The organism is Nocardia brasiliensis, assembly GCF_042691675.1.
Taxonomy (GTDB): Bacteria; Actinomycetota; Actinomycetes; order Mycobacteriales; family Mycobacteriaceae; genus Nocardia; species Nocardia brasiliensis_D.
Genome location: NZ_CP170507.1, coordinates 4287857 through 4311061, shown reverse-complemented (window position 1 = coordinate 4311061; position 23205 = coordinate 4287857). Strand labels below are relative to the sequence as shown.

The window sequence follows — 23205 nt, the reverse complement described above, 5'->3', positions numbered from 1 at the left end:
GTGAATCTTTTCCAGCCGTCGGTGGTGAGCCGATGGCTAACCCCGGAGATCCCTATGTTCGTCACCGTCCTTTCGAACCTTCGCAGCCCCGCGTACCGAGCAAGGAGCACCGTTCGCACGCTGTTCGGCACGGTCGCCGTCGCGGTCGCCCTCGCCCACCTGCCCGCCGCCTTCGCCGACAGCACCGGCTCGGCCGATGGCCGACTCCCGGACGCGCTGCGCACCCTCGTCCCGCCGGAACCGGAGCCCCTTCCCGCACTGCGCGGTCCGGCGACCGCGATCGTGGTGCTCGGCTACGGCCTACTGCCCGACGGAACTATGCGACCGGAGCTGATCGACCGCCTGCACGCCGGATTTGTGCAGGCCCTGCTGGCGCCGGCGTCACCGATCATCGTTACCGGCGGAAATCCGCACAACGGCGTCACCGAGGCACGGGCGATGGCGGACTGGCTCCTCCGACACGGCATTCCGGCCGAGCGGATCCACCTCGAACCGGACGCGGACTCGACCGTGCAGAACGCCGAACACTCCGCGCGGATCATGCGCGAAATCGGCGCGCGGGACGCCGTGGTGGTCACCTCGGCCGACCATATCGACCGGGCCGTCGGCACGTTCACCGACGCCGGTGTGGACGTGGTCGGCACGGTGACGCCGGACCAAGTGCCGCGGCTCACTTGGCAATTCGGGCCGGGTCACTAAAGGCCGACGCGGACTTTTCGGTCACCAGCAATACGGGAGCAACCATGCGCGACATCGCCGTGAATCCATCCGATCAGGTCCAGGCACTGGTCGACCATCGGTATCGTTCGACGACGCCCTATGAAGTCGGCCCGGAAAAGATTCGCGAATTCGCCCGGGCCGTTCAGGACTTCCATCCGGCGCACTGGAGCGAGGATGCGGCCGCCGAGCTCGGTTTTCCGGGCCTACTCGCACCGGCCACCTTCTCTTCGATAATCCTGAGCCGGGTGCAGCGGGAAATACTGGACACGCTGATCACCGGTTACCAGCCCACCCGCATACTGCACGCGGATCAGGTGCTCGACATCGGCAGGCCATTGGTCGCGGGCGACCGACTGACCTGTGACATCTATTTCGAATCGTTCCGACATTTCGCCGACTACGACGTGTTGGCGATCAAGAGCGTGCTCATCGATCAGCACGGCGAAACGGTGCAGACCGGTTCGACCGCGCTGCTCGCCCGGACCGATCCCCGGCTCGCCGAAACGGTCCGCGGCACCGCCGTGAACGGCTACTCCCGCACCCGGTCCGGCCCACCGCACGGCAACCTCGTCCCGTCGGCGGCCGACCGGGTCGCGCCGCCGTGTGCGAGCCGGATACCGCGCAGCACAGTCGATTTCGACGCACTCGCGGTCGGCACCGAACTGCCCCGGCGAACCGTGCGGCTGTCTCGCGGCGATCTGGTGAACTACGCGGGCGTGGTCGGGGACGGCGATCCGGCCCTGTTCATCGAGCAGGCCGCGATGGCGAGCCGTTTGCCGTCGGTTGTCGCTCCGGGCATGCTGAAACTCGGTCTGGCCGCGGCGTTTCTGAGTCCCTGGCTGGGTGATCCGGCTGCCGTCACCAGGTTTCGCGCGCAGTTCGCGCACTACACCCACGCTCTGCGGATCCCGCGGCTGACCACCAGTGCGATCGAATTCCACGGCCGGGTGACCTCGCTCGATCGGCGTCGCCGTCGCGCGACCGTCGCGATCGACGCGCGGTCGGACGGACGCAAGCTCTTCGGTTACGCTGCCGCGGAAGTCCGCTTCCCGCTTGCCGATTGACTATCGGTTACACCGCCGCGCCGGTCCGATTCGACGCACCCGCTTCCGCGGCGCCGAGCAATCCGGTGAGCCGGGCCAGCCTGCGGTGTGACTCCAGCCGCGCGGCCCGATCGTAAGTGCTTGTGTGCACCAGGATTTCGTCGGCACCCGTGCTGTTCACCAGGTGCTCCAACTGGTCGGCGACCTCGTCCTCGGTGCCGTGCACGTGGCCGAGCAGCGATTCCTCGAAGATCCGGCGCTCCCGGTCGGTCATGGTCAGCGCCTCGATCTCGGACGGCGGGATCAGCGTCGGAAATTCGCCGCGGGTGCGCGAGTACGCGTTCGACCACGCCTCCGGCAACAGCAGCCGGCGCGCCTGCTCGGTGGTGTCGGCGATGACGACCGATCCGGACACCATGACATATGGTTCAGCGCCCCAGGCCGTGACCTGGAACCCGGCGCGGTAGCGCTCGATCGCTTCGACCATCCGGTCCGCTCCGCCCACCGCGGCGATCACCAACGGCAGCCCGAAGCGCGCGGCCCGCTCGGCACCCGATCCGGTCGCCAGCAGGAACGCCGGAATCCGCAATCCCTCGGCGGGCCAGCCGTGGACGCCGTTTCGGCCGTGGTCGAAGTAGTCGAGCAACTCGGTCAGCTGGGCATCGAAGTCCTCGGCGTCGCGTTTGTCGTGACCGAGCGCGCGGCGGACCCCGTCGGTGAAACCGACGGAGCGGCCGAGACCCATGTCGATCCGGCCCGGGTACAGCGATTCCAGTACGCCGAATTGTTCGGCCACGATCAGCGGTTGATGATTGGGCAGCATCACTCCACCGGTGCCGATCCGGATGCGTTCGGTCGCGGCGGCAGCGGCCGCCGCCAGCACCGTCGGCGCCGACCCGGCCACACCGGGCACGCTGTGGTGTTCGGATACCCAGAAGCGGTGGTAACCCCATTCCTCGGCAAGGCGAGCGAACTCGACGGTGTCGCGCAACGCCGCGGGATGGCTCTGACCGCGCCGGACGCGGGACCGGTCCAGGATGGAGAACCGGACGGAGGGAAGTGCCGAGGTCATATCAATGTCAACGCGCCGACCGGCCGGTGATTCCGCGCTGCGTCTTCGGTCACTCCGTGACGACGTCCTCGCTCACTTCGCTGACGGCAGCTCCAGCGCCTGTGCCAGCACCTGCCAGGCCCGCGGCAACCCCGCCTCGAAGTCCGGCCAGGTGTGCATGCCCTCGGGCCCGTATTCGACGGTGGCCGCAATGTTCAGCTCGGCCAGCCGACCGGCGAACCGCTCGGTGCACGACCGAGCACCGGCCTCCAATGCCGCACCGCCGCCCGCCAGCCGCAGCGCGTCGACGATCGTCGGCGACTGTGCGATGGCCACTAGATCGGCGCCGGTCGGCACGCCGGTGGCCGCCGAGAGGTAGATCGCGGTGCCGCGCAGCGCGGCCGCGCCGAGCAGGCTGTCGTGTGCCGCCCATTCCGGTGAAGTCGGTGGGCCCCAGAGGTTTTCGACATTGCCACCGCGCGACGCGACGGTGATCGTGGTGACGGCGCGACCCAGCGGGTCCGCGGTGGAATAGCAGCCGCTCATGCCCGCCACGGCGTGATAGCGCCCAGGATGGCGCTGGGCCAGCATCATCGACGCCTGCGCACCCATCGAGACCCCGGCGATCGCGCGGCGGCCGGAGGACTTCAGCAGCGACTCCACGATCGGCGGCAGCTCGTCGGTGAGGAAGGTTTCCCACAGGTTGAGCCCGAGTGCGGTGTCGTGGCGCACCCAGTCGCTGTACATGCTGCCGGTGCCGCCGCTGGGCAGTACCACGTCCACCGGTTTGTCCGCGAAGAACTCCGCGGCACCGCCCTTCGTGAGCCAGCCCGAGGTGGCTTCGCCGTCGACGCCGTCGAGCAGATACAGCGTCGGTCGCGGCGCCGAACCGGTGCCGCGCAACACATCGACCTCGATGACCCGGCGCATGGCCGCCGACGAAATCCGCAGGTGGTCGCGCTGCGCGCCGACGCTCTCGATCGAGAGGAGGCCGGTCCGGGTCATCGACGGGTCGACGGCGGGCGGTGGGCCGCTGGGTACGCCGGGCGTATCCGCCACGGCGGGAACAGCGACCGTCGCGGCGATGAGTGCCATCGCCGCCGCGCTGATCGGCCGCCGGATGCTCATCTCGCTACGGCGGCTCGTTCTGCCTGCCTGGCCGCCACCCGGTCTCGCTGCTCTTCGAATCTCGTTGCCTTCACGGCCAACTCGTCGAGGTAGGCGCCCAGCTCGTCGCGCGCCCGCTCGCCGTCGCCGGATAGGTCCGTGCGCTCGAATACATTCCACGCCCGCAGCACCGGCCGCACCACCACGTCCAGGTGCTGACGGAGGTCGTAGATGCCGTGTTTGGCGAGCACCACCGCGTTGCGGCGAAAGTTCGGCTGGGTGAGGCCCGGCATCTGGAAGCGCGTGACGATGTCGGTGATGGCCCGCAGCGATGCGTTCGGCAGCAGATCGAGGGCCGCTGCGCTGATGTTGCGGTAGAAGATCATGTGCAGGTTTTCGTCGGCGGCGATCCGTTGCAGCATACGCTCGGCGATGGGTTCGTCGCATGCGGTTCCGGTGTTCCGGTGACTGATTCTGGTGGCCAGTTCCTGCAAGGTGACATAGGCGACCGAACGCAGGAATTGCTGCCCTTTCTCGGGTTTCGCGATGCCCGTGGTCATATGCGCCATCCGGGCCTGTTCCAGCAGCACCGGGTCGACCGCGCGGGTGACCACCAAATAGTCGCGCATGACGATGGCATGCCGGTTTTCCTCGGCGGTCCAGCGGCCGACCCAGGTGCCCCAGGCGCCGTCGAGGGAGAACGTCTCCGAGATCTCGCGGTGATAGGACGGCAGATTGTCCTCGGTGAGCAGGTTGGTGACCATAGCGGTCCGGGCCACCTCGGACAGCTTGGATTGGCCCGGCTCCCAATCGATTCCGCCGAGTGCGGCGAAGTTGCGGCCGTCGTCCCACGGCACATAATCGTGCGGGTTCCACGCCTTCGCTTTGCGCAGATGGTCATTGAGCAAACGTTCGGCGACGGGTTCCAGTTCGCGCAGAATATCGCGATCGGTCAACGCGGTGGTCACACGTACTCCTTGTGCTCGGCGGTGGCGCGGCGAATTCGACAGTAGGGAGGAAACGTCAAGCCGAGCGGCCTATTTCATGATCGTTGGCCGAGGTGACCATGGGAATCCGGACCTGCTGGGCCGGATCACAACCGACCGCCTCGTCCGGGTCGGCCACGCGATACAGTCCCGGCGACCTGCCCGCGGCGCGGATACGGTCCAGCAAATCGTGTGTGCGAGCGGCGAGTTCGGGGATGCGTGCGGTGCCGCCGGTGGCGACCACGGCGGTCAGCGGCACTTCGGCGGCCTCACTCAAGATGGCGAGCACGTCGGCGGTCATCGCCGGGGCGCCGATGCGGGCGGGCCGGATGTCGGACGGCACCAGCACGGTGCCGCCCGCCGCGGACAGCAGCGACAACGCGCGGGAGCCGAGCGGGTCGGCCAGCGCGGCCTGCACCCGGCGCAGTTTGCGCCGGGCCGCCACGACGCCCGCGCCCGGTCTTCGTTCCTCGGGGTGGGCCGGAATGCTCAGCGCCACCACCTGATATGCCGGTGCGATCGCGATTCCGGTCTGCGCGGCCAACTCCCCGACCGCATGGCCGCCGAGCAGCGCGGACATCAAGGTCTGCGCGGCGGTTTGGTGCTCCCTGGCCACCGCGCGATGTTCGTCCACATAGGCGGTCGACGCGGTGACCGTGACCATTTCCAGCACCCGCAGGATCAACTGTGCCCCGGCGACCGCCTCGCCGTCACTGTGTTCGGCGACAAATTCCAGGCCAGAACGGATTTCGTCGTGATAGGCGCCGAGCACGGTTTCCAGCGCAACCCCCTCCCGCGCCCAACGCGTTGCGGTGCCCGCGATTTCGGGTGGCCCGGTTATCCGCTGCGGCGGTCGCGGCGCGAGCAACTCGACCGCCGCCGCCACACAATCCCGGGTGGTCGTCGCGACATCGCCGATCGGAGCGCCGCCCGCGTGCTGTGCCAAGTAGTCGAGAAGTTTCGACGCCAGACTCTCGGTACTCGAACTGACCTGCATAGCCGTCATGACTCAAGAAGACTAGCGACGATTCGTGATGAAAACGGGATACGCTGCACCGAATCAGGGAAGTCATCAGCGGGCGCCCCATTCGTTGGGCGAATTCACAAGCACCCGAGTGATTTTCGTTACGCGCAGCCGCCAAACGATCATGATTTCGGTATCGACCGTGCATTCGGCGCACACAAATTATGCCCCCGGCGCAGTTCCCCGACCCCAAATAGTTTGTGACGCAGCGCCGACCGCGCATTCCGGCGCTGCGTCGGCGTCACCATAACGCCGCGCGTCGGCGGCCGGATAGGCATCGACGTGATCCTCGGGACCAGTCATCGGCGCGAGGCACGCCGACTGGTAAGTTGCACAAACCCCGCGCCCCTTCGCAGGCTGCGTGGGGCGTCGCATAGACCGAGAGCGTGCCGGGCAAACCTGTGAGCTGTCCCATCCCATGTGACGAACACCTGTGCAGCGGCTCACACCACGGATACCATCGGGCGCTGCGCCCCCGTACGGCGACACTGCAGAGTTCGAAGGGCAACACCACGATATGACCGGTACGCGAGAGAAGCTGGACGAACTGCGGGGCATCCTGGAGCTCGCCGAGGAACCCGCCGGCGAGACCGGCATCGCGAAACGCAAGGCCAAGGGCATACCGAGTGCGCGAGAGCGCGTGCGCGCAATGCTCGACCCGGGCAGCTTCGTGGAGATCGGCGCGCTGATGCGCCAGTCGGCCCAACCGGGCGCCATGTACGGCGACGGGGTGGTTACCGGTCGCGGCTACATCGACGGCAGGCCCGTCGTGGTGATCGCGCACGACCAGACCGTCCACGGCGGCTCGGTCGGCGAGATGTTCGGCCGCAAGGTCGCCGCCGCCATGGAGTTCGCGTACGAGAACGCCTGCCCGGTGGTGGCGATCAACGACTCCGGCGGCGCGCGTATCCAGGACGCGGTGACCTCGCTGGCCTGGTACGCGCTGATGTGCCGGCGCCAAGGTGACATGTCGGGATACGTGCCGCAGGTGGCGATCATGCTCGGCAAGTGCGCGGCCGGTTCGGTGTACGCGCCGGTCAATATGGACGTGCTGGTGGCGACCGAGAAGTCGTACATGTTCGTCACCGGTCCCGAGGTCACCAAAGCGGTGACCGGCGCGGACGTGAGCGCGGAGGAGCTCGGCGGCGCCGCTGCCCTGGCCCGCAACGGCACCGTCCACCATGTCGCCCCCGATGAGCAGGCCGCTTTCGACTGGGTGCGAAATTACCTGAGCTACTTGCCGACCAGCTGCCTGGAACAGCCGCCGGTGGTGAATCCGGGGCTGGAGCCCGAGCTGACCAGCCATGACCTCGAACTGAACTCGATCATCCCGGATTCGGACAAGGTCGGCTACGACATGCACGAGATCCTGATCCGGATCTTCGACGACGGCGCCTTCCACGAGATGGCCGCCGGTACCGCGCAGAATCTGATCACCGGTTTCGCCAGGGTCGACGGTCGCAGCGTCGGCGTGGTCGCCAACCAGCCGCAGGTGCTCGGTGGCGCGCTCGACGCGCAGTGCTCGGACAAAGCGACACATTTCATCCGGCTCTGCGACGCCTACGGGCTTCCCGTCATCTTCGTCGTCGACACCCCGGGTGTGCTGCCCGGCATCGAGGAGGAACGCAATGGCGTCATCAAGCGCGGCGGTCGTTTCTTCCGCGCGGTGATCGAGGCGACCGTGCCGATCGTGACGGTCGTGACGCGCAAGGCCTACGGCGGCGGTTACGCGGTGATGGGCTGCAAGCAGCTCGGCGCCGATGTCAGCCTGGCCTGGCCGACCGCGCGGATCGCGGTGATGGGCGCGGAGAGCATGGTCGGCATCATCGGGCGTAAGCAGCTCGAGGCCACCCCCGTCGATCAGCGTGCCGCGGTACGGGATCAGATGATCGACTTCTACAACGCCACCATGGCGACGCCGTGGATCGCCGCCGAGCGCGGATATGTGGACGCGGTGATCGAGCCGGCACAGACCCGGCTGGAGATCCGTAAGGCGCTGCGCTTGCTGCGCGACAAAGACACCATGAAGTCGAATCCGCGCAAGCACAGCCTCATGCCGGTGTGATCGACGCGCACCGAGCACGATCAGCTGTGGCTGCCCCAGCGCAGATCCACTGTGGCCCACTCCATTTCCCACAGCCGCAGGCGGCGACGGTCGAGGGCGCGACGAAGCGTGAAGTAGCAACCCACCAGGGCGAGCACGACGCCGAACAGGGCGCCGGAGGTGAGCAGCACCGCCTTGCTGAGCGCCTGGTCCGGTGACGGCGGTTCGACGATCCGTCCGGCGCCGTTCAGCCAAATGGTCACTGTCGAACCGGGTTCCACGACGGTGGTCGAATGATAGTCGTCGGTGTGGATGACGCCGTCGGCGTCTTTCCACTCCACCTTGGCGGGCATGATCGGGGCGTACAGCGGTGCCTTACCGGTTGCGGTCACCGTCGCCTCGACCTTCTGCAGTTTCGCGGTTTCCGCTTGCACCGCAGCGGTTTCGGTGTGATAGACCCGGGCGCCCACCGACATCACCAGCACCGGCACGGCGATCAGGAAGACCAGCGTCAGCGCCGCGGCGACCAGGGTCTGCACTCGATCTTCCCTGCGGCGCATGGGATTACGATCCAGCCCGACGCGGCGGCAGGTCCTGCGGTAGATATTCACCGACTCTGTGGTCATGACGGTGACTCCTCGGTCCGGAATTCGGTGGTCAGTTCGACGAGGGTGCCGAAGTAGCCCTCGATGAGGTCGGGCAGGGCGTCCGGATCATCACCCGAGGCCCAGGCCTGCAGGGCCGCGATGAGCAAGCCCGCGCCCACCGCCACCGCGGTGGCCGGGCGCAGATCGCGTGCCGGGTCGACGCCGAGCCGGGCGGCAATGATCCGCACCGATTCTCGCTGACCTTCGAGCCGGATGCGCTGATATCCGGCGAACAGCTCGGGTTCGTCCTCGAATCGCTGGAACAGCGCCCACCGCCGGGCCAGTAGAGCGGCTCGTTCGCCGCCGTATTCGGCGGTGAACCAATCGTGGATGGCGTTGTGATAGGCCAGCAGTGGCGGTTCCGCCGCCGGTCGGCGGCGCAGGGCGGCGTTGAACAGGTGGACGTCTTGGTCGACCTCGCCGAGGATGGCGTCCGCGATGGACGTGAAATGCCGACTGAAGGTGCGCCGGGTGACTCCGGCCCGCACCGCGATGTCCTCGACGGCGACCGCGCCCAAACCCCGCTCGGTGAGCAGATCGAAGGCGGCGCGCGACAGCGCTTGCCGGCTGCGCCTGGTCCGCAGCCGGCGGCCATCGAGATCGACACCGTCGTCGCTCATACCGTCAGTTTACCACCTTATTGTCCCATTGGGACAATACTTCAGGCCCTTCGCTCGCCGGTTTCGGGGCCGGGTGGCAAGGCCGGTCGGCCCCCGCTGCGCGCAGCGCGGCACGCGGAGCGTCGAGCCGAATCAGCCTGGGGCACAAGCCCGTCAGGGCTTGGTGCCGGCGGGCTGATCGAGGATCCGCGGCTGACGGCGGCGCAGCGCCTCCAGCAGGCCGATGGTGTATTCGGGCGGTGCGGCGTGTACCGAAAGTTGGTTGGCGACAGCGCGATACGCGTCCAGGTCGGCTTGCTTGTCCAGGTAGAGGGCGCTGGTGAGCTGCTGCAGGTAGACGATGTCGGGCAGGTCGGCCTCGGCGAAGCGGAGCATGGTGAAGGCGCCGTCGGCGAGGGCGGGTCCGCCGACGTGGTCGGCCAGCACCTGGACGGTGATGTGCCGCTTGGCCACGACCCGCAGCAGGTGCTCGATCTGGGCGTTCCACACCGCGGTACCGCCGATCGGGCGACTCAGCGCCGCCTCCTCGACGACCACCCACAGTTGCGGCGGGTTCGGCCGGTCGAGGATGCTCTGGCGGCGCATCCGCAGGGCGACGCGACGCTCGATGACGGGCTGCGGCTCGCCGGAGTGGGCCAATGACAGCAGCGCCCTGGCGTAGTCGGCGGTCTGCAGCAGCTCGGGCACCGCCCTCGGCTCGTAGGCACGGACCAGCGTGGCCGCCTGTTCCAGGCCGAGATAGGTGTCGTACCACTTGGGCAACCAGTCGCTGTCGCGGTGCCACCAGCCCGATTCGTTGGCCTGACGCGCCAGCTCCAGGTATTCCTCACGCTCTACCGGATCGGTGACCCGGTAGAGGTCGAGCAGATCGAGCAGGTCCCGTTCGCGGAAGCCGGTGCGGCCGAGTTCGAGCCTGCTGATTTTCGAGTGCGAGCCGCGAATGGCCTCGCCCGCGTCCTCGCGGGTGAGCCCGCAGGATTCACGGAGCTTGCGCAACCTGGCGCCGAGCACCATGCGCAGCACGGTGGGGCCACTCGCGGGAGTCACCGCGGCCAGCGGGGCATCAGTCGACTGTCGCACCTCCGAAGCCCGCATACCTCGAGTTTGCCATGCGTAGCTTGTCTGTTTCTACGGACCAAAGACTCTGTGCCGATAACCGACCGCGACTTTAGTGCCTGGTCGGCGTGCGAAATCTCGGCCGACGGCATGGCTCAGCGAAGCGCGACGTCCGCCGTCGCGCGACCGAACAGCTTGCGGCCGTCGCATGTCGCGGTGAGCGCGACGGTGGCGGTCCGACGTTCGGGATCGAGCGATTTGATCTTGCCGCGAAATTCGATGGCACTGGCCTTGGTCGCCGTGACCGGCGCGAAACCGGCGAACCGCACCCCGTAACCGGTGACGGCGGCGGGATCACCCAGCCACGAGGTCAGGTACCCCGCGCCGAGGCCCATGGTGAGCAGCCCGTGCGACACCACGTCGGGCAGGCCCGCACTGCGCGCGACCACGTCGCTGAAGTGAATCGGGTTCGAATCACCGGACACCCCAGCGTAATTCACCAGGTCTCCGCGGGACAGCAGCATCGAGCGCGGCGGCAGTTCCATGCCGACGGCGAGCTCGTCGAAACTCGGCAGGGTGTGCGGGGTCCGCCGGTGATCGAGCGGGTCGGCCCGCACCGGTTCGTCGAAGCACTCCACCACACCCGCGTCCTCGCCGAGCGTGGCGCGCTGTGTCGCGGCGTCGTGCCGGTCGGCCGTCGACTGCCCGGTCATGATGACGCCGTCGACAGCGGCCGTCAGCTCCGCGGCGATCGCCACACCGGTCTGGGCCACGGCGGTCGAGGTCGCGGTCTGCAGCAGTTCTTTGTGCTGATTGGTGAGCACGTTCTTGGTCACCATGAAGTCTTTGTCACCGAATTGACGGAACGACTCGATATAGGAGACGCAATGCAACTGGTCGCCCGCGAGCACCGGGCGGTGCACCTCGATGGACTGTTCGGTCTGTAGTACCTGGCCGATGTCATAGGCCGTGAGCACCGACTCGAACATCTTGCGCTGCATCAACATCAGCACGATCGAGGTGAAGGTCAACGGCGCGATCAGCGCGTCGTAACCCAACTCCGCGGCGGCGGACTCGTGCCAGTGCGCCGGATGCTTGTCGTGCACGGCGCGGGCGAATTCCCGGATCTTCTCCCGCCCGACCTCGTAGTGCTCGGTCATCCGGTAGTGCCGCCCCACCAAGGCCATTGCCTGTGCGGATGCGGTGGTAGTGATGTCGTTCATCTGCCTCTTTCGCGAATCCCGGCGTCGAGCCCGCCCGGACCGGCCCACAATACCGAAGCGCTACGGAGTCGGATAGCGCGGGCAGCCGGTCCGGACGCGGCCCGACCGACATCGAGGGAAGGGGTCGTCCGTCATAGATCGCGACAATCGGGGCAAAATGTAACATCAAGTGTTCAGCAGGCTTGACAACTCGCCCGGCGAACGGCAAACCGTCAGCATTCGTTGGGCGCGGGCACACCGTGCAACCGTTCGTCCAGCCAGAGCATTGCCTCCGGGTAACCGAGCCCGCCCGCGATGATGTGTTCGCCGAGCACGCTGCGATAGACCGAGGGCACGCCGAGCCGACACTGTTCGTGGTAGAGATTGCGCGCCCCCTCGGCCGGGATCCAGAATTCCTGCTCGCCGTTGTAGATATAGAGGGGCGTAGCCGATTTCATGTCCGCCATCCGGGTCACTCGATAGATCTCCTCGGCGACCTCGGAATGCAGCGGGTCGGGAATGTTGGCCGCGATATCGATCGGCAGCATCAGCACGCCGATCGCGCCATAGGTGCTGCCGCACAGGTTCTTGACCGGCGAGGTCGCCACCCACTGCGCCAGATTGTTCATTCGGGCAAGGATTTCCGGGCGCTCCCGGCCGATGCCGAAGACGGCCGCCATGAACACCGCCGACGCGAGATTGCCGTTCATGCTGCGCGCGAGAATCTCGTAGTCCGCGGGAACACCGCCCAGCGCCGCGCCGACGATGACGTCCGCCAATTCCGGTGCGTAACCGTCGATCAGCTTCACCGCGCCGTGCGTGGCGATGGCGCCGCCGGAATAGCCCGCCATGCCGAACCTGCTCGCACCGAACTCGTCCGGGAACAGACCGCGCACCGCACGGATCGAGTCGAGCACCGCGTGGCCCGCGACGTACGGCTCGGCGTAGGCCATCCACGGACCCTCGTGGTCGGGGATGAGCACCGCGTATCCGCGCAGGGCCGCGACGTAGCTGGTCGGCGGAATGAAATCGGTGACGCTGGTGTCCGGGTTCAATCCGTGCGCCAGCGTGTATCCGGGCGTGCAGCCGCGGCCGAGCGCGTCGATGGGCAGGTTGTTCACCACCACGGGGCGCGGGCCTTGTCCCGGCCAGGCCGCGGCCGGAACGACCAGTGTCGCGGTGGCGTAGGAAGGCCCGCCGCGCGCGTTGGTGGTCCGGTATTTGAGCAGCTGCGCGCGTTGGATCGGCAGCAGCATCAACGGGGCTGTGGTCGCGGTGACGTCCCTGACCTCGATGATCTGTCCCTCGTCGAGCTCCGCCAGGTTCGCGGGCCAGGCATCGAAGATCGGATCGCCGATGTTCGCTGGCAGCGACGCGTCGCGCAGGGCGACCACCGAGGGCGACAGCGTGCTCGCCTCCCAGATCGGCTCCGACCGGCGCGGGGCAGGCTCGATCGGCGGCGGTGGGATCACCTGATCGATCAGTTCGTGCAGCGGGGGCGGCGGGCCGACCGGTGGCGGGAACAGTCCGGGTAACTGCGGTAGCTCGGGCAGCCCCGGCAATGCGGGTACCCCCGGCGGGGCAGGCGGCGGCTCGGCGGCCGCCCGCCCCATCGCGTTCGGGCAGACGATCAGTAGTGCCACGGCAATGGCAGGCAAGCATCTCATGGCACACGCCTCTGGGTGCGATGTCGGGTTCGCCTGGCGCCCGGGAGATGTGGCCTTCGGCCCCGAAATGCCTCCTGTCGCACCGAGGCCAGACCGTCAGGCTAACCCGGCGAGTACCCGTCGACGCGGCGAAGCGCCCGAGTTGTGTGTGACACGTGGCCGAACCGCAACAACCGAGCCGAATGCCGCTCGTGGCGAATCAGTTCGGCTCGGTCGTGGTCGTACGGTTCAGCAGTTGCTCGGGGCGGGCTCCCCTCGGAAACGGGCGTCGAGCCAGGCCAACGCCGCCGGGATGCCGAGCACCGCCGCGGTCAGGTGATCGGGTACCGGGATCTGTTCGGACTGCACCGTCGCCCCCGCCGCGCACCAGCGCCGGTCGGTATTGACCACCGCGTCCACCGGGATCAGTCCGTCGATCGGCGAATGCCATTCGAAGACCGGCGTTTTCGGCACGCCGTCGTACAGCTCCAGGCTGTTCTCCTCCACCACGGCGCGTGCGGTGCTGTCGTTGATCATCGAGGTCGACTTCGCGAAGTCCAGCGCGCCGCGACCCGCACCTGCCGCCAGAATGTCGTTGGTACAGCTGTTCGCCATCTGCGCGCGGGCGGCGAGACCGCGTTCGTTCAGTTGCTCGCTCAGCGGAAAGCGCTCGGGATACTCACGTTCCAGGCCGAGACCGGCCGCCAGCGCCAGCCCGAACACCGGGTGCGCGCCGAGACCGAGGCCCTCCAGCATTTTCACCAGATTCATCGGCACGCCGCCCATCGCGGCGCCCGCGATATCCAGCTCGGGCGCGTACTCCGGTGCGAGCGCCGCTGCCCATGCGGTGGCCATCCCGCCGCCGGAGTAGCCGACCATCGCCACCGGGCTCTGCTGCACCTCGAGTTCGGCCACCTGTTTGACCGCGCGGATGCCGTCGAGCGTGATCTGGCCGCCCAGCTTGGCCGCGCCGTAGGCGAAATTCGGTCCGAGATGGTCCGGCAGCGCCACGCTCCACCCGCGCTGCAGCAGCACGTTCCACCCCGGCGCCTCGCGGACGATCAGGTTCGGGTCGCCGGTGTAGAGGACCTTGGAGACCGAGCATTCGGCGCCGAGGCCATTGATGATGTGCTGGAAGGACAGCAGCGGCCCGTCCTCGGCGTGCGCCCGCGAGGTGAGCACGGTGGTGGTCGCCGCGATCGGCTTGCCCTCGGAACTGGTTGAACGGAACCGCACCACCGTCACGGTGGTGTCGGGGAAGATCAGCAGCGGCGGCATCACCCGGGTCGCCAGAACATCGCCGGGTTTCTTGTCGGCCAGATCCGCCGGAGTCGCGTAGAAGGGGTCCGGATCGGGTACGGGATAAAGAGGTGCGCTGTGACCTGCCCCCGCCATCGTGGCGACGAGCACAAGACCCGCGGCCATTGCGCCGAAAGCGCGGGTCAATCGTCTGCGGGTCGCTCCCCTGCCCATCGAACGTAGGGCCTGACTCATCGATAGGTGCCTCTCGAATGGTCCAACGTTGTGATTCATCCTCGGCAATTTCGCCGACGAGCGGCAGGGACCGCCTCGATCATGTTGAGAATTCACAAGTTTGGGGCGACCAGTCTGTGACGACTGTGCGCATTCGCTCGTGACACTGCCCGACCGGCACGGCCGGGCCCTGTGACATGTCCAGCCAATGAGGCGTAACGTGTTGCAGCCGGTACAGCGCCTCTACTTTCACAAATGCCGGCGCGGTTGCCGCGTCCGGCCGGAAGGAGACGGTGGCATGGACGGCACTGTGCGCGAACTGGCGAACCGCGACGATATCGAGGAGGAACCGACGCGGCGCGTCACCGTCTACTTCGACGGCCCCACCCCTGACGACGCCCTTGTCCTCGAATACGCGGCCAGCAGCACCGAGGCGTGGGAATTCACCTCCGCCGCGGTGCATGCCGGGCTCACCGTCACCGTGGATGGCAAGGTGCGTCCGGGATTACGCCGGCTCCCCTGCCGATCACTGTGGCGCTGAACGCATTTCGTTGACGACCGAGTGAGTCCCCCGCCGCTCGCGAGGGACCCGGTCAGCCTGCGACGTAGGCCGCGAGATGCTCGCCGGTGAGGGTCGAGCGGTCGGCGACAAGATCGGCGGGAGTGCCCTCGAAGACAATCTTGCCGCCGTCGTGGCCCGCGCCGGGGCCGAGATCGATGATCCAGTCGGCGTGCGCCATCACCGCTTGGTGGTGCTCGATGACGATGACCGACTTGCCGGAGTCCACCAGGCGGTCGAGCAGGCCGAGCAGATTCTCCACGTCGGCGAGATGCAGGCCGGTGGTCGGCTCGTCGAGGATGTAGACCCCGCCCTTGTCGGCCATGTGCGTGGCCAGTTTGAGCCGCTGCCGCTCACCGCCGGAAAGCGTGGTGAGCGGCTGGCCGATGGTGAGGTAGCCGAGGCCGACGTCGGCGAGCCGGGACAGGATGGCGTGCGCGGCCGGAATACGCGCCTCGCCGTCCCCGAAGAACTTCTCGGCCTCGGTCACCGACATCGCGAGCACCTCGCTGATGTCCCGCCCGCCGAAGTGGTACTCGAGTACCGATGCGTCGAATCGCTTCCCCTCGCACACCTCGCACGGGGTTTCCATGCTGGCCATGATGCCCAGGTCGGTGTAGATGACGCCCGCGCCGTTGCAGTTGGGACAAGCACCCTCGGAATTGGCGCTGAACAGCGCCGGTTTCACGCCGTTGGCCTTCGCGAACGCCTTACGGATCGGTTCGAGCAAGCCGGTGTAGGTCGCGGGATTGCTGCGCCGCGAGCCGCGGATCGCCGTCTGGTCGATCGACACCACGCCTTCCGAGGCGGGGATGGAACCGTGGATCAGTGAGCTCTTCCCGGAACCCGCGACGCCGGTGACGACACAGAGCACCCCGAGTGGGATATCGACGTCGACATTGCGGAGATTATGTGTGTCCGCGCCGCGGATCCCCAGCTTGCCGGTGGGTTTGCGGACCGCCTTCTTCAGGGTGGCCCGGTCGTCGAGGTGGCGGCCGGTGATGGTGCCGCTGGTCCGCAGCCCGTCCACGGTGCCCTCGTAGCAGATGGTGCCGCCCGCCGCACCGGCCCCGGGGCCGATGTCGACCACATGGTCGGCGATCGCGATCATCTCCGGCTTGTGCTCCACGACGAGCACCGTGTTGCCCTTGTCCCGCAGTTGCAGCAGCAGCTCGTTCATCCGCTGGATGTCGTGCGGGTGCAGGCCCGCGGTCGGCTCGTCGAAGACGTAGGTGACATCGGTGAGTGCCGAGCCGAGATGGCGAATCATCTTGACGCGCTGGGCTTCACCGCCGGACAGCGTGCCCGATGGCCGCTCGAGCGAGAGGTAGCCGAGCCCGATCTCCACGAACGAGTCGAGGGTGTGCAGCAGCTTTTCCAGCAACGGCGCGACCGACGGCTCTTTCAAGCCGCGGACCCATTCGGCCAGGTCCCGGATCTCCATCGCGCAGGCGTCGGCGATATTGATCTTCTTGATCTTCGAGGAGCGGGCCAGCTCGCTGAGCCGGGTGCCCTGGCACTCGGGACAGACGGCGAAGGTCACCGCCCGTTCCACGAAGGCACGAATGTGCGACTGCAACGCGTCGACGTCCTTGGACAGCATCGACTTCCGGATCTTCGGAATGATGCCCTCGTAGGTCAGGTTGATGCCGTCGACCTTGATCTTGGTCGGCTCCTTGTAGAGCAGATCATTGAGCTCGCGTTTGTTGAACTTCTTGATCGGCTTGTCCGGGTCGAAGAAGCCACAGCCCGCGAAGATCCGGCCGAACCAGCCGTCCATGCTGTAGCCGGGGATGGTCAGCGCACCCTCGTTGAGCGACTTGGAATCGTCATAGAGCTGGGTCAGGTCGATGTCGTTCACCGAGCCCCTGCCCTCGCAGCGCGGGCACATGCCGCCGGTGATGCTGAAGCTGCGACGCTCCTTCACCGACTTCCCGCCGCGCTCGATCGTGACCGCACCGGCTCCGCTGATCGAGGCGACGTTGAAGGAGAACGCCTGCGGCGAACCGATGTGCGGCTTCCCGAGCCGGCTGAACAGGATGCGCAGCATCGCGTTGGCGTCGGTGGCGGTGCCGACCGTGGAGCGCGGGTCGGTGCCCATTCGCTCCTGATCGACGATGATCGCGGTGGTCAGCCCCTCGAGCACGTCGACATCGGGCCGCGCCAACGTCGGCATGAAACCCTGCACGAAGGTGCTGTAGGTCTCGTTGATCAACCGCTGCGATTCGGCGGCGATCGTGCTGAACACCAGCGAGCTCTTGCCCGAACCGGAGACGCCGGTGAACACCGTCAGGCGGCGCTTCGGAATCTCGATGCTGACGTCCTGGAGATTGTTCACCCGCGCGCCGTGCACCCGGATCAGATCGTGGCTGTCGGCAGCGGGCAGCGCGGGCGCTTTCGCGCCGTTTTTCGTGGCCGTGGTCATCGGGTCTCCATCTTCTACATCTAACCTGATCAGTGCTGGTGGACGACGGTCCGGCGATTATCGCGTCCCTTGCGGTAGGGCTGCACGAACATGTACAAACCGGTGCCCATGAGCAAGAAGAGCGGCGGCAGCGGCAGGTAGAACAGCCACACCGCGGTCTCCGTCAGGCCGAGGGCGGCGCCGATGAAGGCGATGACGACGGTCGAGGTGAAAATGATGGACAGTGCGCGGTGCAGCTGCCGATTGCGCTTGCTCCAGGTCATGATGATCTCCTTTTCTGCTGCGCCCGATCGCGCATCGGTTGGTTGAGGTGTTATTCCGCGGCTACCGCTCGTCCAGGACCTTGCCCTCGACTACCGAGTGGCCGGTGGTCAGCGCCGCTGTCGCCGCTGCCAGCGGGAAGTTCTGTAGTCGGTCCGCGGCGCCGCGCATCGCCTCGGCCGATTCCCAGCGCCAGATATCGAGGTAGGAGCCGTCGTCCTGGCGAATCAAGGTGGCAGTGGTGAACGCTGCGTTCGCCGACCTGATGCCACGGAGCAGCAGCGTGCGCTGCTCGAGCAACTGCGCCAGCTTGCCGGTCACGACGGTGTACCGGTGCGTTCGTACGACTGCCATGGTCGCTTCCTCTCGGCTCGGATCGGTTTCCCTTACGACTCTTAGTTTTCCGCCACGGCGATCCGCGAACAATGAGCAATCGCGAAACGCCGGTTGCGTCGGGGGTTAACGATCGCGGAGTATGACGGGGTGGAATTGCGTGAAATCGAGATCTTCCTGACCCTGGCCGAGGAATTGCACTTCGGCCGTACTGCGGAGAGGTTGCACATCTCGACGCCGCGCGTAAGTCAGACAATCGCCAAGCAGGAACGGCGAATCGGTGCCCCACTGTTCGAACGAACCAGTCGCAAGGTGACTTTGACACCGCTCGGCGAGCAACTCCGCGACGACCTCCAAGCCGGTTATCGTCGAATTCTCGACGGCGTCGAATCGGCCGCGAACGCCGCGCGCGGTGGCTCGGACACCTTGACATTGGGCGTGCTCGGCCCGATGTGGCAGGACCTGGCACCGATGACGGCACTGTTCCGGACCCGTTGTCCGCAGGTCGAATTCCGCATGCGCGAGGTGCGGATCGACGACCCGTTCGCGCTGATCCGCAACGGTGATGTCGACGTCGCCCTGCTGGCAATGCCCGTGCGTGAGCCCGACCTCCAGGTCGGCGCCCCGGCATTCACCGAGCCCATCGTGTTGGTGGTCGGACGCACGCACGAGTTGGCCAAACGCCCCTCGGTGTCGCTGGCCGACTTGGCCGACTACAAGATCCTGCCGTCGGGGTTGCCGATGCCGGACTACTGGGAGGAGTCGTTCTCGCCGGTGCCTCCCGGCGCGCGCGAGCCGGATGCTCCCCAGCCCACCCGCGAGGAGGTCCTGTGGACCGTGACCGCCGGTGATGCCGTGGCATTCGCGTGCGGGCAAGGCATCAAGTACTACGACCGCGGTGACGTCGTGTACATCCCGATCGAGGAGAATCCCACGCTGAGTTGGGGGCTGGTCCACCGCGCCGAGCCGGTCAGTCGGTGGGTGGCGGAGTTCGCCCGCATCGCGGCCGAACTCGGGCCGATCAACCTGACCCTCGACCTCGATCCGACCGCCCTGCATCGTCTTCGTTCGGTCAGCTAGGCACCTTCGCGAACCAGGCGGCGTGGCGAGCGGCGATGCGGCGGGCAGCGCCGCTCGACCACTGCGTCGCTCAGCTCAGCTCTTGGATGCGGACCATGTTGCCCGCGGGATCGCGGAAGGCACAGTCGCGCACGCCGTACGGCTGGTCGGTCGGTTCCTGGACGACCTCGACGTCGCCGGCCTGCACCCGCTCGAATGTGCCGTCGAGATCCTTGGTGGCCAGCAGGATGGAGGCGAAGGTGCCCTTGGCCATCATCTCGGCGATGGTGCGGCGCTCGTCGTCGGTGATGCCGGGATCGGAGCCCGGCGGGTACAGGACGATCGACGTTTCGGGCTGGTCGACGGGGCCGACCGTGATCCAGCGCAGCCCGTTGTAGCCGACGTCTTTGCGGACCTCGAAGCCCAAGGTATCGCGGTAGAAGGCCAGTGCGGCCGCCGGATCGTTCTGCGGGAGGAAGCTCGCGAGAATGCTGATGTTCATGGCGCTCACGCTAGCTGCGGCTAGGTGACCTGCGCTTCTCGATTCCTGATCGGTCTGGTGACCTGTTTCGCCACGCAGGACGGCATCCCCGCCGTCGCGAGCGTCGCCTCGCGCCGGTACACGCTGGGCGACACGCCGACCAACTCGGTGAAGCGCGTGCTGAAGGTGCCGAGCGACTGGCAGCCGACCGCGAAACAGACCTCGGTGACGCTGAGATCGCCACGCCGCAGCAGCGCCATCGCGCGCTCGATGCGCCGCGTCATCAGGTAGCCATACGGCGATTCACCGTAGGCGAGCCGGAACTGGCGGCTGAGGTGCCCGGCCGACATGTGTGCGTCGCGGGCGAGCGCCTCGACGTCGAGCGGCTGCGCGTACTCCCGGTCCATCCGATCGCGAACGCGGCGCAGCCGGGCGAGATCGCTCAGGCGCTGCGCTTCGGCAGGTCTGCTCGTCACATTCGAAATGGTGCCACGTCGCACCGGCGTTGCCTAGCGCCGGGCGACGTCGCACCGCACTCCGGTCCGCGGTACTAGCTCGGATCCAGCACGCGATGCAGGAAAGCCACGGCGTCGGGCAGCGCGGCCCGCGCGGCACCCAGATGATCGCCGGGGTAGAAGTGCGTCTCGAGGTCACTACCCGACAACTTCAGCTCGGCGATCAGTTTGGCGGTCAACGGCGGCGGAACTTCCATGTCGGTCAGGCCCTGACCGACGAACAGCGGAACCGTGTATCCGGAGGTCGGAATTTGCAGCATCGCCCTGGCCGCCGCCACCAGTGCCGGATCGTTCAGCGGTTTGGCCAGCATTTCGCCGATCGGGACGTCGGCCAGCCGGGCGTTGGCCTCGGTGATGCACTCCGACTCCACCACCCGCAGCGCGTCCTGACCGGTGGGCGTCAGATAGCTGTCGACATCGAGTTCCGGTGCGCTGGCCCGCAATCCGGCCAACAGCATGGCCACGTAGGCGGGGGTCTTCTCCAGCGGAAGACGCGGTATCCACGGCCCGGCCAACGGGATGGCGAGTTCGAGGTTCGACGGCGGGCCGGTGGCCGCCGCCCCGCGCAGTTGCAATTCCGGAGCGTCGGCGGGTCCGAGATGCGCGGTGAACAAGGCGGCTTGCGCACCCTGCGACTGGCCCAGCACCGCCCACCGGGTGCCGAGCGAGGGCGCGACCGCCCGGGCCGCCCGAACACCGTCGATCACGCTGCGGGCCTGCGACGGCCCGTCCAGATAGGGATGGGTACCCGGCGTGCCCAGCCCGACATAGTCCGAGATCACCACCGCGTATCCCGCCCGCAGCAACTCTGGGTAGAGCGAATCCAGGTAATACACGCGGGGTTCCGTCGTGAAGGCGCACTGGTCCGCGATCCCGGTGGTGCCGTGCGCGTAGGCCACGATCGGCCAACCGCCCGGTGGCGGCGGGCCGGGCGGCACGTAGACCGCGCCCGTGCTCTGCATCGGCCCGCGCGGGCCGCGCGACCAGTAGGTCAGCCGCTCCGCCGTCGCCGCGCCGTCCACCCGGAATCGCCCGGTGAGCTCCGTCAGATTCGTCACCGTTCCCGGTGCTTCGCCCGCCCGCGCCGCCGCCGGTGTTGCCAGCACGACCGCCACCGAGATCACGACCCCAGCCGCCCCCGCCATGATCCGTGTACACATCATCGAACGACTATCCACACCCCGGCACCCCCACGGCAAGCCACCACAATCAGTGGCCTATACCGGGGTGCCACCGACTGTCGCCGTGCGTGGACGGCGTCGGTTACGGGCGCGCGGACTGTCGAAGGTACCGGCCGGTCGCTAGGCTCGAAGGCAAGAACGCACCTCGGTCGGCCCGAGGACGACGCGGAAGGAGCCGGAGTGGGTGACCCGAACCGGCCGGTCCGCAAGCTATGGCGGGCCGGTATTCCAGTTCAGGTCCGGACGACCGCGCTGTTGTGTGCGGTAATCCTGCCGACGGCGACTGCCTGCGGCTCCGACGCGACCGAGCCCACGGCACCGACGACCACGACTTCCGCGACACCTCCGCCCGCCACCACGGCACCGAGCACCGTGCCGACCGTCGACCCGTACGCCGGTATGCCACTCATCGACCATGTCGACTGGACCGAGGCCGTCGACGGACCACGGTTGCTCGTCTACCCCACCCAGGCCGGGCGGCACACCACCTTTCCCGGCACCGACGAACGCGCGTGGCAGGAGGTGATCGCGCAGTCGCCCGACGCGGACACGCCCGGTATGCGCGACCAATTCGTATGCCACTGGGCCTGGGCTCGACTGGTCCAGCCCGACAAGCCGAGCTGGAACCTGGAACCGTGGCGTCCCGCGGTCGGTTACCAGGCCACCGTCGAAGCCCGTTGCAATCCGGGTGGTCCCGAACGTTGAGTGCGGAACCACCCCCGACCGGAAGGACTCACGCATGCGCACCGTCATCGCAGGCGGACACGGGAAGATCGCCCTGTTGCTCGCCGACCTGCTCACCCGCCGCGGCGATGAGGTCGCCGCGCTGATCCGCAATCAGGATCATGCCGCCGATGTGACCGCCGTCGGTGCCGAACCGGTCCTGCTCGATCTGGAACAGGCCGACTCGGCTGACCTGCTTGCCACGGTAAAGGGTTCGGACGCAGTGGTTTTCGCGGCGGGCGCGGGCGCCGGTAGCGGCGCCGCCCGCAAGTACACTGTCGACCGGGACGGCTCCGTCCGGCTGGCCGACACCGCCGAACGGGCAGGAGTGCGGCGTTTCGTGCAAATCTCCACGATGGGCGCCGGTCAGCCTCCCGCACCCGGGAGCGACGAAGTCTGGGCCGCCTACATCGACGCCAAGACACAGGCCGAAAACGATTTACGCGAGCGCGATCTGGCCTGGACGATCCTGCGGCCGGGCCGTCTGGTCGACTCCGCGGGCACCGGCCTGGTCACCCTGGCCGCGCCACGGGTTCCACGCGGCGATATCGCCCGCGCCGACGTCGCGGCCGTGCTCGCCGAATTGCTGCCCGCGACGCACACCGCGGGCGCCACCCTCGAGCTCGTCTCCGGCGACACGGCGATCAGCCGGGCCGTGGCCGAGCTCGCCGACCGCGCCACATCGGCGGGTGCAGCCCCTCTTACCGATTGACCTTCACGTTCTCGATGGGAGAGAGCAACCTTGTTCAGCCGCATCGTATCCATGAAGATCCGTGAGGGATCGCGCGCCGAGTTCCTCGACGCCATCTCGCGCAGCGCGCTGTCCGCACTGCGCGACGAACCGGGTTGTCTGCGCTTCGACGTCTGTGCCGACCGCATCGATCCGCACCGATTCTTCCTCTACCAGCTGTACACCGATGACGAGGCCGCCGAGGCGCACCGCTTCACCGAACATTTCCTGGCCATGCGCGCCGCGGCTGAGCGGTTTGTTGAGCCCGGCACCCAGATTCACTACAGCACAGACGTCCTTTTCGCCAACTGACCCTCTT

Annotated in this window: 24 protein-coding genes; 8 read left to right on the top strand and 16 right to left on the bottom strand. The window is 67.5% G+C overall.

All coding sequences use genetic code 11. The features are described from left to right. Together ACFK0J_RS19860 and ACFK0J_RS19855 are read left to right on the top strand one after the other, a co-directional pair. A complete protein-coding gene (locus ACFK0J_RS19860; protein WP_378742456.1) occupies positions 1 to 699 on the top strand; it encodes a YdcF family protein in 699 nt (232 codons plus the stop codon). A gap of 44 nt (positions 700 to 743) precedes the next feature. Then, positions 744 to 1784: a fused (3R)-hydroxyacyl-ACP dehydratase subunits HadA/HadB gene (locus ACFK0J_RS19855; RefSeq protein WP_378742454.1), complete on the top strand. Its 1041-nt coding sequence runs from the start codon at positions 744 to 746 to the stop codon at positions 1782 to 1784. A 7-nt stretch (positions 1785 to 1791) separates the two neighbouring features. On the opposite strand, the gene ACFK0J_RS19850 is transcribed toward ACFK0J_RS19855, so the two are convergent. The 4 genes from ACFK0J_RS19850 to ACFK0J_RS19835 all read right to left on the bottom strand — a co-directional run bounded on the left by ACFK0J_RS19850 (position 1792) and on the right by ACFK0J_RS19835 (position 5913). Further along, complete coding sequence (locus tag ACFK0J_RS19850; protein WP_378742452.1) at positions 1792 to 2835, bottom strand: LLM class flavin-dependent oxidoreductase; 1044 nt, start codon at positions 2833 to 2835, stop codon at positions 1792 to 1794. 72 nt (positions 2836 to 2907) lie between these two features. Continuing rightward, positions 2908 to 3942: an alpha/beta hydrolase gene (locus tag ACFK0J_RS19845; RefSeq protein ID WP_378742450.1), complete on the bottom strand. Its 1035-nt coding sequence runs from the start codon at positions 3940 to 3942 to the stop codon at positions 2908 to 2910. Then, positions 3939 to 4889: an acyl-ACP desaturase gene (locus ACFK0J_RS19840; protein ID WP_378742448.1), complete on the bottom strand. Its 951-nt coding sequence runs from the start codon at positions 4887 to 4889 to the stop codon at positions 3939 to 3941. Before ACFK0J_RS19840 ends, ACFK0J_RS19845 begins: the two co-directional genes overlap by 4 nt. A 55-nt stretch (positions 4890 to 4944) precedes the next feature. Beyond that, positions 4945 to 5913: a transcriptional regulator gene (locus ACFK0J_RS19835; protein ID WP_378742446.1), complete on the bottom strand. Its 969-nt coding sequence runs from the start codon at positions 5911 to 5913 to the stop codon at positions 4945 to 4947. A 535-nt stretch (positions 5914 to 6448) separates the two neighbouring features. Here ACFK0J_RS19835 and ACFK0J_RS19830 point away from each other — a divergent pair. Next, positions 6449 to 7996 carry an acyl-CoA carboxylase subunit beta gene (locus ACFK0J_RS19830; protein WP_378742444.1) on the top strand — a complete coding sequence of 516 codons (1548 nt, stop codon included), beginning with the start codon at positions 6449 to 6451 and terminating at the stop codon, positions 7994 to 7996. Between the two features lie 20 nt (positions 7997 to 8016). Here the strand turns inward: ACFK0J_RS19830 and ACFK0J_RS19825 are convergent, their stop codons facing one another. The 6 genes from ACFK0J_RS19825 to ACFK0J_RS19800 form a co-directional block, all read right to left on the bottom strand. Further along, on the bottom strand, positions 8017 to 8601 hold the full coding sequence (locus tag ACFK0J_RS19825; protein ID WP_378742442.1) for a hypothetical protein: 585 nt from the start codon (positions 8599 to 8601) through the stop codon (positions 8017 to 8019). Continuing rightward, on the bottom strand, positions 8598 to 9242 hold the full coding sequence (locus tag ACFK0J_RS19820; RefSeq protein WP_378742440.1) for a TetR/AcrR family transcriptional regulator: 645 nt from the start codon (positions 9240 to 9242) through the stop codon (positions 8598 to 8600). Before ACFK0J_RS19820 ends, ACFK0J_RS19825 begins: the two co-directional genes overlap by 4 nt. A gap of 153 nt (positions 9243 to 9395) precedes the next feature. Continuing rightward, complete coding sequence (locus ACFK0J_RS19815) at positions 9396 to 10337, bottom strand: helix-turn-helix domain-containing protein (RefSeq protein ID WP_378742438.1); 942 nt, start codon at positions 10335 to 10337, stop codon at positions 9396 to 9398. Positions 10338 to 10453: 116 nt separating this feature from the next. Then, positions 10454 to 11521 carry a fused (3R)-hydroxyacyl-ACP dehydratase subunits HadA/HadB gene (locus tag ACFK0J_RS19810; protein WP_378742436.1) on the bottom strand — a complete coding sequence of 356 codons (1068 nt, stop codon included), beginning with the start codon at positions 11519 to 11521 and terminating at the stop codon, positions 10454 to 10456. A gap of 212 nt (positions 11522 to 11733) precedes the next feature. Continuing rightward, a complete protein-coding gene (locus ACFK0J_RS19805) occupies positions 11734 to 13167 on the bottom strand; it encodes a lipase family protein (protein WP_378742434.1) in 1434 nt (477 codons plus the stop codon). Between the two features lie 228 nt (positions 13168 to 13395). Continuing rightward, positions 13396 to 14619 carry a lipase family protein gene (locus ACFK0J_RS19800; protein WP_378742930.1) on the bottom strand — a complete coding sequence of 408 codons (1224 nt, stop codon included), beginning with the start codon at positions 14617 to 14619 and terminating at the stop codon, positions 13396 to 13398. A gap of 298 nt (positions 14620 to 14917) precedes the next feature. On the opposite strand from ACFK0J_RS19800, the gene ACFK0J_RS19795 reads away from it, so the two are divergent. After that, positions 14918 to 15160 (top strand): hypothetical protein, encoded by a 243-nt coding sequence (locus ACFK0J_RS19795; protein ID WP_378742432.1) that lies wholly within the window; start codon positions 14918 to 14920, stop codon positions 15158 to 15160. Between the two features lie 52 nt (positions 15161 to 15212). Here ACFK0J_RS19795 and ACFK0J_RS19790 read toward each other — a convergent pair whose 3' ends face one another. From ACFK0J_RS19790 to ACFK0J_RS19780, 3 genes are all read right to left on the bottom strand, one after another. Next, positions 15213 to 17603 carry an ATP-binding cassette domain-containing protein gene (locus ACFK0J_RS19790; protein WP_378742430.1) on the bottom strand — a complete coding sequence of 797 codons (2391 nt, stop codon included), beginning with the start codon at positions 17601 to 17603 and terminating at the stop codon, positions 15213 to 15215. A gap of 29 nt (positions 17604 to 17632) precedes the next feature. After that, the gene (locus ACFK0J_RS19785) at positions 17633 to 17866 is read right to left on the bottom strand and encodes a hypothetical protein (RefSeq protein WP_378742428.1); all 234 of its coding nucleotides are present in this window, start codon (positions 17864 to 17866) and stop codon (positions 17633 to 17635) included. A gap of 61 nt (positions 17867 to 17927) precedes the next feature. After that, positions 17928 to 18218 (bottom strand): hypothetical protein, encoded by a 291-nt coding sequence (locus ACFK0J_RS19780; RefSeq protein ID WP_378742426.1) that lies wholly within the window; start codon positions 18216 to 18218, stop codon positions 17928 to 17930. A gap of 129 nt (positions 18219 to 18347) precedes the next feature. On the opposite strand from ACFK0J_RS19780, the gene ACFK0J_RS19775 reads away from it, so the two are divergent. Continuing rightward, a complete protein-coding gene (locus ACFK0J_RS19775; protein WP_378742425.1) occupies positions 18348 to 19277 on the top strand; it encodes a LysR family transcriptional regulator in 930 nt (309 codons plus the stop codon). 70 nt (positions 19278 to 19347) lie between these two features. Here ACFK0J_RS19775 and ACFK0J_RS19770 read toward each other — a convergent pair whose 3' ends face one another. The 3 genes from ACFK0J_RS19770 to ACFK0J_RS19760 form a co-directional block, all read right to left on the bottom strand. After that, positions 19348 to 19758, bottom strand: coding sequence for a VOC family protein (locus ACFK0J_RS19770; RefSeq protein WP_378742423.1), 411 nt, complete (start codon positions 19756 to 19758; stop codon positions 19348 to 19350). A 20-nt stretch (positions 19759 to 19778) separates the two neighbouring features. Continuing rightward, positions 19779 to 20213 carry a helix-turn-helix transcriptional regulator gene (locus ACFK0J_RS19765; protein ID WP_378742421.1) on the bottom strand — a complete coding sequence of 145 codons (435 nt, stop codon included), beginning with the start codon at positions 20211 to 20213 and terminating at the stop codon, positions 19779 to 19781. A gap of 74 nt (positions 20214 to 20287) precedes the next feature. Continuing rightward, positions 20288 to 21415: a lipase family protein gene (locus ACFK0J_RS19760; RefSeq protein WP_378742419.1), complete on the bottom strand. Its 1128-nt coding sequence runs from the start codon at positions 21413 to 21415 to the stop codon at positions 20288 to 20290. A 198-nt stretch (positions 21416 to 21613) separates the two neighbouring features. Between ACFK0J_RS19760 and ACFK0J_RS19755 the strand changes: the two genes are divergently transcribed. From ACFK0J_RS19755 to ACFK0J_RS19745, 3 genes are read left to right on the top strand one after another with little or no spacing between them, the layout of a single operon-like run. Further along, on the top strand, positions 21614 to 22138 hold the full coding sequence (locus tag ACFK0J_RS19755; RefSeq protein ID WP_378742417.1) for a DUF2599 domain-containing protein: 525 nt from the start codon (positions 21614 to 21616) through the stop codon (positions 22136 to 22138). Between the two features lie 34 nt (positions 22139 to 22172). After that, positions 22173 to 22868 (top strand): SDR family oxidoreductase, encoded by a 696-nt coding sequence (locus ACFK0J_RS19750; RefSeq protein ID WP_378742415.1) that lies wholly within the window; start codon positions 22173 to 22175, stop codon positions 22866 to 22868. A 51-nt stretch (positions 22869 to 22919) separates the two neighbouring features. After that, on the top strand, positions 22920 to 23198 hold the full coding sequence (locus ACFK0J_RS19745) for a putative quinol monooxygenase (RefSeq protein WP_378742413.1): 279 nt from the start codon (positions 22920 to 22922) through the stop codon (positions 23196 to 23198). The last annotated feature ends 7 nt before the right edge of the window (positions 23199 to 23205 follow it).